The following is a 13,865-nucleotide window of genomic DNA, read 5'->3' as shown; positions in this document are numbered from 1 at the left end:
GAAACCGCTTTAGTACAGTGCCGCGAATTCCGCCAAATAATCAGAGACAGTTCACGGACAATTCTGCTAAACTGTACTGATACAAAGGATGGTACAGATGATATCGACGGGCCTTTTGCGCAGTCTTGAAGCCGTGGAAGCTGCCTATCTTGGCAGTCGCAGCGAGGACAAGGCAGCGCCCGATAAGATGCCGCTCGTCGAAAAGGTCATGACCATCATTCGCGACCGTATCGCCGCCATGAGCCTTGCGCCCGGCGCTCGCCTGCCTTCAATCCGGCGTTTGGCCGAGACGATGAATGTTTCGAAATCAACGGTCGTAGAAGCCTATGACCGTCTGGTGGCAGAGGGGATTATCCAGTCGCGCCGCGGTGCCGGTTTCTACGTTTCAGAGCGGGCACGCCAGCCTTTTACGCTTGCCGCAGTGACACCGCACAAGGACCGGCAGATCGATCCTTTCTGGGTAATGCGCCAGTCGCTTGAAGCAGACAATAAGACCTATAAGCCCGGCTGTGGCTGGCTGCCCGATGAATGGTTGCCGCTTGAGGGTATCCGCCGCGCCATGCGCACAATCGCACGCGATGAAGACAGCAATCTCGTCGCATATGGAGAGCCGCTCGGCTTTCGTCCTCTGCGCAATCATCTGGCGCGCAAACTCACCGAACAGGGCATCAACCTTTCAGGCGGCGATATTCTGCTGACCGATTCAGGCACACATGCCATCGATCTCATCTGCCGCTTTCTGCTGCAGCCCGGCGACACAGTGCTGGTTGACGACCCCTGCTATTTCAACTTTCAGGCCTCGCTTCTTTCACACCGCGTCAAACTCATCGGCATCCCCTACACGCACACTGGCCCCGATCTCGAAGCCTTCGCCAAGGCCGCTGAAGAACAAGCGCCAAAGCTGTATATTTCCAATGCAGGGCTGCACAATCCGACAGGCGGCATCATGACACCCGCCACAGCACACCGGTTGCTCAAGCTTGCCGAAATCCACGACATAAAGCTTGTAGAAGACAATATCTTTGGCGATTTTCACCCTTCGCCAGCACCGCTTCTTGCCGAGCTCGATGGCTTTGACCGGGTGCTCCATATCGGCAGTTTCTCGAAGACACTCTCGGCCGCAGCGCGTGTCGGCTATATTGCCGGTCGTCGTGACTGGATCGACGGGATTACCGATCTGAAACTTGCGACCTCATTCAGCAGCAACGTTCTGTCCGCCCAGATTGTGCACGCCCTGCTCACCGATGGCACCTATCGCCGCCATATCGACAGCCTGCGCGCTAAACTCGCTGACGCCATGACCATGACGGCAAACCGGCTCAAAGCAATCGGGCTGGAACTCTGGACAGAACCACAGGGCGGCATCTTTCTCTGGGCGCGCTTGCCTGAAGGCATGGATTCAGGCCAGATTGCCCGCTATGCGCTTGAAAAGGGTGTTGTGCTTGCGCCGGGCGATGTTTTCAGCCCATCGCATAGCGCGACCCGTTATCTGCGTTTCAACGTTGCGCAATCGACAGAACCCTATATTTTTACTGTTCTCCGCGATGCGATGCGCGAAGGATTGGCATAAGCGCATCCTCGGTTTCAATCGGATCGACGCGCTAAATCCATTAACCCGCTCGCATCGAAAACAACTTCAAGCAAAAGCAATGCAGTCAGTCTGCGCATGACGGATATACTCGCCCCCTGTCTTTGAGGAGAGACATCGGGAGGGATAAACGTGAATACACACCCAACCGGGATCGTGGCTAGTCCACGTCCCGAAGACGAAAAACTATCCGTTACAGCCAATCTGGCTTATGGATTTCAGCATGTTCTGACCATGTATGGCGGCATTGTAGCCGTCCCACTTATCATCGGTCAGGCGGCAGGCCTCAGCCCGAGCGAAATCGGCCTGCTTATTACCGCATCACTTTTTGCAGGCGGCGTGGCAACTGTACTGCAAACAATCGGTATTCCTTTTTTCGGCTGCCAGCTTCCACTGGTGCAGGGCGTATCATTCGCCGGCGTGGCCACGATGGTTGCCATTGTAACATCAGCAGAAACCGGCGAGGCGGGCATTCAGGTCGTACTTGGAGCGGTGATGGCAGCAGCCCTCATAGGCTTTCTCATCACACCGATCTTTTCGCGCGTGACGCGTTTTTTTCCGCCCCTTGTGACCGGTATCGTGATTACCACCATCGGTCTCACTTTGATGCCGGTTGCAGCGCGCTGGGCTATGGGCGGCAACAGCAATGCACCTGATTTTGGCAGCATGTCCAATATCGGTCTGGCCGGGCTGACGCTGGCGATCGTTCTTCTGTTGAGCAAGATCGGCAATGCCACCATCTCGCGTCTGTCCATTTTGCTTGCCATGGTGATCGGAACGGGGATCGCATGGCTTCTCGGCATGACGGACTTCTCGCGTGTCGCAGAAGGTCCGGTTATGGCACTGCCCGAAGTCTTCCATTTCGGCTGGCCGATTTTCAGTATTGCAGCAACACTTTCGATGTTCATCGTGATTGTCGTCACGCTGGTGGAAACCTCCGCCGATATTCTGGCGGTTGGTGAAATTCTGGAAACCAAGGTCAATTCCCGCCGTCTGGGCGATGGCTTACGTGCCGATATGGCATCGAGCATTCTCGCACCCGTCGTCGGCTCGTTCACACAGAGCGCCTTTGCACAGAATGTGGGCCTTGTGGCGGTGACGGGTGTGAAAAGCCGTTATGTGGTTGCGACTGGCGGGCTTATTCTCATCACGCTCGGCCTGCTGCCGGTGATGGGGCGCGTGATTGCCTGCGTTCCGCCAGCCGTACTTGGCGGCGCTGGCATCGTTTTGTTTGGAACGGTTGCCGCAAGCGGTATCCGCACGCTGTCAAAGGTCGACTATCAGAACAATATCAATCTGATCATCGTGGCGACTTCCATCGGTTTCGGCATGATCCCGATTGCCGCACCGGAATTCTATCACCACTTCCCGGCATGGTTTGAGACGATCTTTCATTCAGGCATCAGCTCTGCTGCATTGATGGCAATCGTGCTCAACCTGATGTTCAATGAGTTCAAGACCGGAAATTCAGATCAGATGTCGGTTTTTGCGGAAGGCACCGAACGCATCATTCGCCACCATCAGATCGCAGAACTGCATGATGGCGATTATGTCCAGAACGGCAAACTCTACGATGCGGAGGGCAATGAAGTGAAAATCGTCCCGGCAGGTGCTCATTAAAAGCACCTCCAGCAAAAGTGTGAAGCGGTTTTGCGTAAGCAGTGCGTATCAAAAAAATTAGAGCGCATAGCGCTCTAATTACCGCAATACGCGGATCACGGTCCTATTCGTCAAATGAGGCAGGAGGCGCGCCATATCGGCGCGCTTCAATGCTATACAGCCCTCGGTCGGCGTATAACCCGGACGTGCAAGATGGAAGAAGATCGCACTGCCGCAACCTCGTTTGCGCGGGCTGATATTCCAGTCCATGACGATACAGGCATCATAAACATCGTCATTGCGCCACATCTTCTCGTGACTTGGCTTAAACGGCAGATTGACCGGACGATTGTAATTGGCGTCTTTTGGCGCATCGCACCAGCCATCCAGCTTACGCACCCGGCGCAGCGGCAAGGGCGATACCGGCCATTGTCCGCCATCGCCACGACGATAGCCATAGAGCAGTCGCATGGAAGAAAGCGGCGTGGCACCGTCGCCTTCGCGCTTGAAAGCGCTGATTCCCCCCTTGCCAAGCGCACATTCCAATACCAAATTGCCAGCAGCAAGCAGGCCGCGCGTTTTATGGCCGGGCTTTGCCCGTACATCGATAATGCCAATGCCGCGGCTTTTTTGATTTCTGGTCAAGCCCTGCCTCCGTTTTCCGCCTGCTGATAAAGTTTGGGTGATCGCCTGAAAATCTGCTCTCTTTTTTCACGGCTTCAACTTATCGCCATTAAATGTCATAAAACACGAACCACTATTTGAATCAAAGAGTAACGAGGACAGGCATGACAGGTCGTACAATACTGATTGTGGACGATGACGAAGATCTCCGCTCCATCCTCGTCGAACAGCTGGAGCTGTGCGAAGAATTCCAGATTCTTCAGGAAGACAACGCTACCAAGGGCATCCAGACGGCCCGAAATGGCATTGTCGATCTGCTGATTATGGATGTTGGCCTGCCGGACATGGACGGACGCGAAGCGGTAAAGCTTCTGCGCAAGGGCGGCTTCAAGGCTCCGATCATCATGCTTACCGGTCACGACACCGAATCGGACACGATTCTCGGTCTCGAATCGGGTGCGAATGATTACGTCACCAAGCCGTTCAAGTTCGCGGTTCTGCTTGCCCGCATCCGCGCGCAGCTGCGCCAGCATGAGCAGAGTGAAGACGCGACATTCATCGTTGGTCCTTACACCTTCAAACCAGGCCAGAAGCTGCTTCTCGATGAGAAGGGCAGCAAGATTCGCCTGACCGAAAAGGAAGCAGCCATCATCAAGTATCTCTATCGCGCCGGCGACAAGGTCATTGGCCGCGATGTGCTGCTTGAGGAAGTCTGGGGCTATAATTCCGGCGTCACGACACACACGCTGGAAACCCATGTCTACCGTCTGCGCCAGAAAATTGAGAAGGATCCGTCCAACGCATCGCTTCTGGTTACAGAAAGCGGGGGATACAAACTTGTCCCATGATGGACAGCGCCTGATGCGGGTGTAATGACAAGCTATGGCGCTCGATGACGATATTCGCATTCTCGGCTCAGTAGGCCTGTTCGAGTCTTTCACACCCGAACAGTTGCGTCTGCTCGCCTTTGGCGCAGAACGCCTTGTTCTGCGTGCCGGTCGTGAACTGTTCCGCGAGGGCCAGAGTGCCGATTGCGGCTATATCGTCGTATCTGGCAACATCACCTTGTTTCATGATGCAGACGAAGGGCGGATTGCGATCCGCCCCGTCGGCCCCGGCGCGATGCTGGGCGAAATGGCGCTGATTGCGCAGACCACCCGCCTGACAGGTGCCCTAGCCGAAGAAGAGACCGAAGTCATCCGCATCAGCCGTGCAATCTTCCGGCGCATTCTGGAAGAATATCCGGAAGCCGCAGCATCGCTGCATGCCCATATCAGCAAAAACCTGCTGCAGCTGATTGCCGACATCGAAAAAGTCGCGCCACAGCTTAATGGCAACGACTAAAACCTATAATTCAATGACCCGCTCGATACCGATGGCATCCAGAAACGCCTGATCGTGGCTGACCAGCAGCAGACCACCTTCATAGTCATTCAGGGCTGTTTCCAAAGCTTCGATTGAATCGATGTCGAGATGGTTGGTCGGCTCATCAAGGATCAGCAATTCAGGCTTCAGCGTTCCGCCAAGAATGCAGGCGAGTGCAGCGCGCAGCAATTCGCCACCACTCAAGCTCCCTGCAAGACGCGAGGCGCCCTCGCCGCGAAATGAAAAACGCGCAAGTGCTGCATGGGCATCGTTATCGCTCGCCCCTTTGTTCAGTCTGCGGAAGTTCTCGTAAAGCGTTGCACCGCGGTCCATCAAGCTCATCTGCTGATCGAACATGGCAACCGGCACAAATCGTCTGATCTCGCCTGAAGTTGGCTGCAAATCGCCAGCAATCAACCGTAACAGTGAGGTTTTTCCAGCTCCGTTTGCGCCGCGAATGACGATACGCTCTGGCCCGACGATTCTGAGTGAGAAGTCGCGGATGACTGGGTTTTCTGGCACCGGCCCACCAAAAACATCGAACATTTCAAGCACCACACGTCCAGAAGGCGAAAGCGATGCATCAACGTGGAAACGCATTTTCTTGATACGTTCGACTTTTGCTTCTGCTTCCTGCAACTGGCTTTGTGCGCGTTCAGCATTGCGCTCAGCAAGTAGCTCTCCGCGACCACCGGTCTTCTGCGCCTTGTCGGCACGCGCATCGAGCAACAACTTGCTCATACCCGCATCTGCACGGGATTTGCGCCCGCGCGCATCACTTTTTGCTTGCCGTTCGGCAGCTTCCTGCGCCTTGAGCCTAACCTGCTTCACATCGCGCTGAGCCAGTTCGAGATCGCGCGCTGCCCCTTCCCGCTCCAGTTCTTTCCGCTCGTGGTAGAAATCCCAATTGCCGCCATAGAGCGCCAACGCGCCTTGCGAGAGCTCGGCTATCGCATCCATTGACCGCAACAATTCGCGATCATGGCTGACGACAACAGCAGCCCCCTGCCAATTCGCAAGCATATCGGCAACAGCCTGACGGCCATCGCGATCAAGATTATTGGTCGGTTCATCCAGCAAAATAAGATCGGGCTTCTGAAACAGCAGTGCTGCAAGCGCTGCTCGCGTCTGCTGCCCGCCACTCAACTCGGATAGCCGGGTTTGTGGCGAAAGCGAAAGCCCGAACGACAGCAAAGCTTCATCGAAACGCTGAGGCAACAGCCAATCCGCCTGTTCGAAATCAACGTCAGTGCCCGCACCCGCTTCGATCCGCTCAAGCATTTCAAAGGCATCACGCGCGTCGAACAAATCGGCGAGTGTCTGCTGAGCGTCACCACCGACATTCTGCGCAAGCATACCAATCCGGCTGCTGCGCGTGACGGTTCCACTGGATGGTAACAAATCACCGCTCATGATTTTCAAAAGCGTGGATTTGCCAATACCATTACGCCCGACAAGGCCGATGCGACCTTCGGTTACGCTGAAATTGATGCCTGAAAAGAGAGTACGGCCATCAGCCGTGACGCAGGAAATATCCTGAAGAGTGAGAAGAGAAGACATGAAGAGCCCCGGAAACGTTGAAAACACTGGTCATTGAAAACAGTGCTGTACGATCCATTGCTCTTTTCTCCTCTTCTGAACTTCGCTCTATATAGGCTTGAGCGTTCGACTAATCCAGATCGAATGTCGCAATCACTGGTACGTGATCGGATGGGCGATCCCAACCGCGTGCTTCACGCAGGATCTGCAGACCTTGCATATGCGCTTCCAGATCAGCCGAACCCCAGATGTGATCGAGGCGGCGACCACGATCCGCTGCATCCCAATCCTTGGCGCGATAGCTCCACCATGTATAGATTTTCTGGTCAGCCGGAATGACCTGACGCATCAGATCGCTCCACCCACCTTTCACGCGCAAGTCTTCAAGCGTGGTAGTTTCAATCGGCGTGTGGCTGACGATTTTCAACAATTGCTTATGCGACCAGACATCGTTTTCAAGCGGCGCGATGTTGAGATCACCCACGAGGATGGATGAATTACCATCCTGCCTATCAGCGACAATCGCGCGCATTTCCTCAAGGAAACCAAGCTTATGGGCGAATTTTGGATTAATTTCCGGGTCTGGCTCATCACCACCGGCAGGCACATAGAAATTATGGATACGGAGCTTTTTTCCACCCGCTGCGACGACTGCACTTAAGTGACGGCAATCACCCATCTCACAAAAGCCGATCTTCTCCACATCGCTCAGCGGACGTTTCGAGATGGTCGCAACGCCGTGATAGCCCTTTTGACCACTGATCGCGATATGCTCATAGCCAAGTGCGCGAAAGCCCTTGGAAGGGAACTGATCGTCGGGACATTTGGTTTCCTGAAGACAGAGAACATCCGGCTGATAGTCGCTTAAAAACTGCTCGACCAGCGGCATGCGCAGACGAACAGAATTGATGTTCCAGGTAGCAACAGAAAAGGTCATGGGAATAAGACTCGCGGTCACCAAAAGATGGCCGCGAACCTAACCATTTATCCGACAAATGCAAATGTAGGGCAGCAATAAAACAGAGAATTACTGGCCTTTGCGCTTCATCGCGATGCGCTGATAGTCGATCTTGAACATATCGTCGGTAAAGCGCACACCGGTGCGCAAATTGAAGATCATCACCGTTGTATCAAGGCCTTGCGCATCGGTGATCGTCCACTGCTTCAGTTCATAGGTCTTTGGCTCGAACATCAGCGTAATCTTGGAGCTGCCGAACACTTTTTTGTCACCAATGACCAGTGTGGTCATATCCGGGTCCTGTTTGACGCTCTGAAGACGGCCACCGCCAAGATCAATCTTATCGGAAAGAAGCAGCTTCAGCGGCGTGGTGCCCAGCGCATACATATCCCAGGTATCGAGCTTACGATTGTTGATGACAACCTGATTGCCATCCGAAATCACGCGTACCGGCGAGTTGTTGTAATTGAAACGGATTTTGCCCGGACGCTCGATATAGAAAGTGCCGCCAGTCTGGTCGCCCTTCGGGCCAAACTGAACGAACTCCCCGGTCATGGTGCGAACAGAAGAGAAATGATCTGCAATCTGCTGAGCAGCCGCGGCATTTCCCGCGCCCTGCGCCTGAGCCACAACGGGAGTGAACACCGGCGCAACAGAACCAAGAATCAATGCTCCCAATCCGAGGAAGGCCGCGAAACGGCTGGCTTTCGCAAATGCGGAAATGCGGGAGAACATCATCGGCAAACTCTCTCTTTTCATCATTCTCTAAAGGTAGATCGGCAGTTGGGCGCCAGTGTGGCAACTCAAAGTGTGGCAACTCAAGCTCATGAATTCCCGGCTAGAAATCGTCGTCGCCTGTCGGCACCAGTATTTCGCGCTTGCCGGCATGATTGGCAGGTCCAACGATACCTTCGTCTTCCATGCGTTCGATGATCGAAGCGGCACGGTTATAGCCAATGCCCAAACGACGCTGGATATAGGAAGTCGAAGCCTTCTTGTCGCGCAGCACCACAGCCACAGCCTGATCATAAGGATCGTCGGAATTTTCAAGGTTAGACGTTCCAGCCGGACCGCCGCCTTCATCCTCTTCCTCGTCTTCGGTGATGGCGTCGAGATATTCCGGCACGCCCTGAAGCTTCAGGTGCTGAACAATGCGCTCTACCTCGTCATCACCCACAAATGGACCATGTACGCGCTGAATGCGACCGCCACCGGCCATAAACAGCATATCACCCTGACCAAGCAGCTGCTCGGCGCCCTGCTCGCCAAGGATAGTGCGGCTGTCAATCTTGGACGTAACCTGGAAGGAAATGCGGGTCGGGAAGTTGGCCTTGATCGTACCCGTGATAACATCGACAGATGGGCGCTGTGTTGCCATGATGACGTGGATGCCTGCGGCACGCGCCATCTGCGCCAGACGCTGCACCGTGCCTTCAATATCTTTACCAGCCACCATCATCAAATCGGCCATTTCGTCGATGATCACGACGATATATGGCATTGGTTCGAGATCAAGCTGCTCGGTTTCGTAGATCGCTTCACCGGTATTACGATCGAAGCCGGTCTGAACGGTACGGGCGATCTGCTCACCCTTTTTCTGGGCCTGACCGACGCGCTGGTTGAAGCCGTCAATATTGCGGACGCCAACCTTGGACATCTTGCGATAGCGGTCTTCCATCTCACGCACGGTCCATTTGAGCGCGACGACAGCCTTTTTCGGGTCTGTCACAACCGGCGTCAGAAGATGCGGAATACCGTCATAGATGGAGAGTTCCAGCATCTTTGGATCGATCATAATCAGACGGCATTCCTGCGGCGTCATACGATAGACCAGCGACAGGATCATGGTGTTGATCGCCACCGACTTACCCGAGCCGGTTGTACCAGCCACCAACACATGCGGCATCTTCGCAATATCGGCAATCACCGGTTCACCGTTGATTGTCTTACCCAGCGCCAGCGCAAGCTTTGCCTTTGACTGTTCAAAGTCACGGCTTGCCAGCATCTCGCGCAGATAAACCATTTCGCGCTTCTGGTTCGGCAATTCGATACCGATGACATTGCGACCCGGAACAACGGCAACACGGGCTGCTATCGCGCTCATCGAGCGGGCGATATCATCCGCCAGACCAATTACGCGAGATGATTTGATACCCGGAGCCGGTTCAAGTTCGTACAGAGTGACAACCGGACCCGGCTTCACATTGATGATCTCGCCGCGCACACCGAAATCTTCCAGCACGCCTTCAAGCAGACGCGCATTCTGTTCAAGCGCATCCTTGGACAGCGACGCATCGCGCTGTACGAGCTTGGGCTCAGCCAGATAATGCAGCGACGGCATTTCAAATGCGCCGCCTTCCTTGAGGAACGACGCCTGTGCTTCGCGCTGGATGCGTGCGCCACTCTTAGGTGAAGGCGCACGTTCGCCAACGCGTGCCTTGGCGCGCTGTGGCGGTGCATCGTGCCATTCCTGACCTGCCAGCGGCGCACCATCGCCGTCATTATCGAAACCGTCATCCATTTCAAACGGCGGCTCTTGCGACGGAGCAGAACCAAATCCCGGATCATGGCGAGGACCGTTGCGCGTTTCAGCAGTACGACGCACGCTGCGCATATCACCGAACTCGTCTTCACGCGGCTTACGACGCTTGATGCCTGTAAGGCGCCTGAAAGTGGCGGTTGCACTGAGCATTGTATGCGTCATAGCACCGACGAATTGCGAAATGCCGCCCGATGCCGTTTCGTCGTCATTATCGTCGTCTTCGAAGTCGTCTTCCGCAGCACCGCGCGCAGCAGGCGTGTCGGCCAACACTTCGCGGCGACCAATAATGCCACTTGCAAAAAGGCAGAGCCAAAGGGCTGGAAAGGCAAGCACCAGCGCAATGCCGGATGCTATCGCACCTTGTGGGAATGCGCCGATGAAAATACCTGGGATGCGCAGCATCATGTCACCGAAGACACCGCCAAGGCCAATTGGCATTGGCCAGCTTTCCGGCACCGCAAAGCAGCTTGCAATGGCTGCGAACAGCAGCGCTGCGCCAAGCCAGGCAAAACTGCGCTTGGCAATGCGACTGATACCGCCACGCGTCATCAGCAGCAGTGACCAGATGACCAGCGGAAGCAGAACTGGAACGCTTGCAAGGCCAAAGAACTGCATGGCGATGTCGGAGAATACCGCGCCCGGATAGCCAAGCGCATTGGTAACAGGGTTGTCTGTTGCATGGCTGAGGCTTGGGTCTGCAACATTCCATGTCGCCAGAGCCCCCACCGCAGCACCCGTAAGCGCAAGCAATCCCAGACCAAACAGGATATAAAATTGCCTGCGGAAGATATTGGCCAATCTCAGCCTGTCTTCCGAAATCCGCTCGTCACGCAGCGGGTATGAGGGCGAATATCCTTGCCGCATAAAGCCTGTCCCGAACCATGTTTTGGTGCCCTGCGGCTTGTGAAGCCTCGGGCGCAATGAATCGGGGTGATCCTAGCCTTGCGATGGTTAATTCCTCATTAACCATGCGACTTCTTATGTGGAGAAATGAAAAAAGGCGCGGTTTCTCGCGCCTTTCCCCTTGTTGAGACAACCCTGTTCTACTGAACAGACTCGCCGTGCAAAGCGATATCGAGGCCTTCCATTTCGGCCTGCTTGCTTGGACGCAGACCCATGATGGCCTTGATTACGTAGAGAATAATCGCGGTCGCGACTGCTGTGTAGACAATGGTAACGGCTGCACCGAAGAACTGCTTGCCCATGGTTGCACCTTCGCCCGCAGCGTTGATCGCAACATCGGCAAAAAAGCCCGTCAGGATCGCGCCAACAAAGCCACCAACGCCGTGTACGCCGAACGCATCGAGCGAGTCGTCATAACCAAGTGCGTGCTTGAGCTTAACCGCTGCCACATAGCAGATAAGGCCTGCGACGATACCGATGATCAGCGCGCCCGTCGGATTGACGAAGCCTGCCGCAGGGGTAACAGCAACCAGACCAGCTACCGCGCCCGAAATAATGCCGAGAACGCTTGGCTTACCCGCGATTGCCCACTCAGCAAACATCCAGGCAAGAGCCGCACCAGCGGTCGCAACCTGCGTGTTGAGCATGGCGACAGCGGCGAGCGAATTTGCACCGGCAGCAGAACCTGCGTTGAAGCCGAACCAACCCACCCACAGAAGGGCTGCGCCGATAACCGAGAGAACAAGGTTGTGCGGCGCCATGTTGGTCTGGCCATAACCGTCACGCTTACCGATGATCAGTGCTGCAACAAGACCTGCGACACCGGCATTGATGTGAACGACCGTACCGCCAGCGAAGTCGAGAACGCCGTCAGAGCCGAGGAAGCCGCCGCCCCATACCCAATGCGCAACCGGCACATAGACGATGAAGAGCCACAGAACCATGAAGACCAGCATGGAGGAGAACTTCATGCGCTCTGCAAACGAACCCGCAATCAGCGCAGGCGTGATAACCGCAAAGGTCATCTGGAACACGATGAAGAGGTATTCAGGGATGGTGCCGGTGAGCGAATCCATCGTTACGCCAGCAAGGAATGCCTTATCGAAACCACCGATAAAGGCGTTCATCGAACCGCCATCGGTAAAAGCAAGCGAATAGCCGAAGAACATCCACAATACCGACATCAGGCAGGTAATTGCGAAGCTCTGCATGACGGTGGAAAGCACGTTCTTCTTGCGCACCATGCCACCATAGAACAGCGCAAGCCCCGGAATGGTCATCATCAACACAAGTGCGGTTGAAGTCAGCATCCAGGCGGTATCGCCAGTATCAAGGGTCGGGGTTGGTGCAGCTGCATCCTGTGCAAAAGCCGTTCCAGCCAGAGCGAGCAGTGCAGGCAGAGTGGCGAGAGCCGTTTGCTTGAATCTTCCAGTTATGAGCATCGAGTATCTCCGTCGAATGGCGGCTTCAAACGCGTCTGCGCTGAAAAGACCGGTTCAAAGCTACAGAAACAAAAATCGTGCCAGTTGCGCGCGATGGAACGGAGAAGATGCAATTTTTCTGATATTTGGCATTCACGCGTAAAGTGAAATCAAAGGATAGAAACGGCATTTCCGCCCAAAATCCGGGCTTTCTAACAAACGGAATGGGCAGTCCAGCTCGAGAAAAATCTTGCCGTAAAAATAATAAACGGCTTTTCCCGGAAAGGGAAAAACCGCTTTAAGTGATTCATCGGATTCAGCTTTTGCGATTGAAGCCCATTTTACGCAATCGACATATGCATAAAATTTAATCGCTTGCTTTTATGATGATTAAAATATCATCACTTGTCTTTTTCATGCACACGAATAAGCCCTTCCTGCGCAACCGAGGCAATCAGAAGCCCTTCACGCGTATAGAGCGCACCGCGGTTAAACCCGCGCGCACTGGACGCGCTTGGCGTATCCTGGGTGTAAAGGAGCCAGTCATCGAGCCTGCACGGGCGATGGAACCACATCGCATGATCAAGACTTGCCACCTGCAGATCTCGGTCAAAAATCGTGCGCCCATGCGGATGCAGAGATGTATCGAGCAAGGTCATATCCGACAAATAGGCGAGAATGGCCGCCTGAAGTGCGCGATCATCCGGCACAATACCGCGCGCCCGCACCCAGACATGCTGACTTGGAGCCAGTTTCTCGCGCGAGAAATAATGTTTGAGCGATACCGGCTTGATCTCGATGGGGCGCTCCTGCTCCCAGTATTTGCGCACGCCCGCCGGTGCCAGATGCAAATATTCTTCCTTGAGATCATGATCGCCGACAAGCTGCTCGGGCATCGACAGGCCTTCAGGCATATCGATCTGATGATCAAGTCCCGTTTCATCGATCTGGAACGAGGCTGACAGCGTGAAGATCGCCTTGCCGTGCTGCTTTGCCAAAACGCGACGCGTGTTGAAGCTCGAACCATCACGAATACGATCGACTTCATAGATGATCGGAATGGCCGGATCACCCGGACGTACAAAATAGCCATGCAGCGAATGAACATGCCGGTCCGCATCAACCGTGCGCTGGGCCGCAATCAGCGCCTGTCCGATCACCTGCCCGCCAAAAACGCGCTGCCAGCCCACCTGCGGACTATTGCCGCGGAAAAGATCCATTTCGAGCGTTTCAAGATCAAGTGTCGTCAGAAGCTGCTGCATAGCAGCGGTCTGCTTACCTTCAAATGCACTGGTCTTTTTATCATCGGACATGGACAGCCTGTCT

11 protein-coding genes are annotated in these 13,865 nt (G+C 54.8%); 4 read left to right on the top strand and 7 right to left on the bottom strand.

Features of this window, described 5'->3' with window-relative positions; all coding sequences use genetic code 11:
* Window positions 1-97 precede the first annotated feature (97 nt).
* Window positions 98-1,570, top strand: coding sequence for an aminotransferase-like domain-containing protein (locus tag QSJ70_RS09220; RefSeq protein WP_105519008.1), 1,473 nt, complete (start codon window positions 98-100; stop codon window positions 1,568-1,570).
* Between the two features lie 150 nt (window positions 1,571-1,720).
* Entirely contained in the window at window positions 1,721-3,208 is a 1,488-nt protein-coding gene (locus QSJ70_RS09215) for a nucleobase:cation symporter-2 family protein (protein WP_285535883.1), read from the top strand.
* A 78-nt stretch (window positions 3,209-3,286) separates the two neighbouring features.
* Here QSJ70_RS09215 and QSJ70_RS09210 read toward each other — a convergent pair whose 3' ends face one another.
* The gene (locus tag QSJ70_RS09210) at window positions 3,287-3,832 is read right to left on the bottom strand and encodes a L,D-transpeptidase family protein (RefSeq protein ID WP_079212410.1); all 546 of its coding nucleotides are present in this window, start codon (window positions 3,830-3,832) and stop codon (window positions 3,287-3,289) included.
* 143 nt (window positions 3,833-3,975) lie between these two features.
* Here QSJ70_RS09210 and optR point away from each other — a divergent pair, with 143 nt between their 5' ends.
* Together optR and QSJ70_RS09200 are read left to right on the top strand one after the other, a co-directional pair.
* Window positions 3,976-4,659, top strand: a complete 684-nt coding sequence (gene optR, locus QSJ70_RS09205) for a response regulator OptR (protein WP_007872155.1) — start codon at window positions 3,976-3,978, stop codon at window positions 4,657-4,659.
* 34 nt (window positions 4,660-4,693) lie between these two features.
* Window positions 4,694-5,155, top strand: coding sequence for a cyclic nucleotide-binding domain-containing protein (locus QSJ70_RS09200; RefSeq protein WP_007872156.1), 462 nt, complete (start codon window positions 4,694-4,696; stop codon window positions 5,153-5,155).
* Between the two features lie 3 nt (window positions 5,156-5,158).
* Here the strand turns inward: QSJ70_RS09200 and QSJ70_RS09195 are convergent, their stop codons facing one another.
* From QSJ70_RS09195 to tesB, 6 genes are all read right to left on the bottom strand, one after another.
* On the bottom strand, window positions 5,159-6,736 hold the full coding sequence (locus QSJ70_RS09195; protein ID WP_285535880.1) for an ABC-F family ATP-binding cassette domain-containing protein: 1,578 nt from the start codon (window positions 6,734-6,736) through the stop codon (window positions 5,159-5,161).
* A gap of 109 nt (window positions 6,737-6,845) precedes the next feature.
* Window positions 6,846-7,652, bottom strand: a complete 807-nt coding sequence (locus tag QSJ70_RS09190) for an exodeoxyribonuclease III (RefSeq protein ID WP_064322563.1) — start codon at window positions 7,650-7,652, stop codon at window positions 6,846-6,848.
* Between the two features lie 90 nt (window positions 7,653-7,742).
* Window positions 7,743-8,411, bottom strand: a complete 669-nt coding sequence (locus QSJ70_RS09185; protein WP_171380015.1) for an outer membrane lipoprotein carrier protein LolA — start codon at window positions 8,409-8,411, stop codon at window positions 7,743-7,745.
* A 100-nt stretch (window positions 8,412-8,511) separates the two neighbouring features.
* Window positions 8,512-11,079, bottom strand: a complete 2,568-nt coding sequence (locus QSJ70_RS09180) for a DNA translocase FtsK (RefSeq protein ID WP_007872165.1) — start codon at window positions 11,077-11,079, stop codon at window positions 8,512-8,514.
* A 179-nt stretch (window positions 11,080-11,258) separates the two neighbouring features.
* Window positions 11,259-12,560 carry an ammonium transporter gene (locus tag QSJ70_RS09175; protein WP_007872167.1) on the bottom strand — a complete coding sequence of 434 codons (1,302 nt, stop codon included), beginning with the start codon at window positions 12,558-12,560 and terminating at the stop codon, window positions 11,259-11,261.
* 380 nt (window positions 12,561-12,940) lie between these two features.
* Complete coding sequence (tesB, locus tag QSJ70_RS09170) at window positions 12,941-13,852, bottom strand: acyl-CoA thioesterase II (RefSeq protein ID WP_285535874.1); 912 nt, start codon at window positions 13,850-13,852, stop codon at window positions 12,941-12,943.
* Window positions 13,853-13,865 lie beyond the last annotated feature (13 nt).

Source organism: Brucella sp. NBRC 12950, from assembly GCF_030268145.1.
Lineage (GTDB): Bacteria > Pseudomonadota > Alphaproteobacteria > Rhizobiales > Rhizobiaceae > Brucella.
Note: the sequence above shows the minus strand (reverse complement) of the source record. Positions and strands in the feature narration are given on the sequence as shown.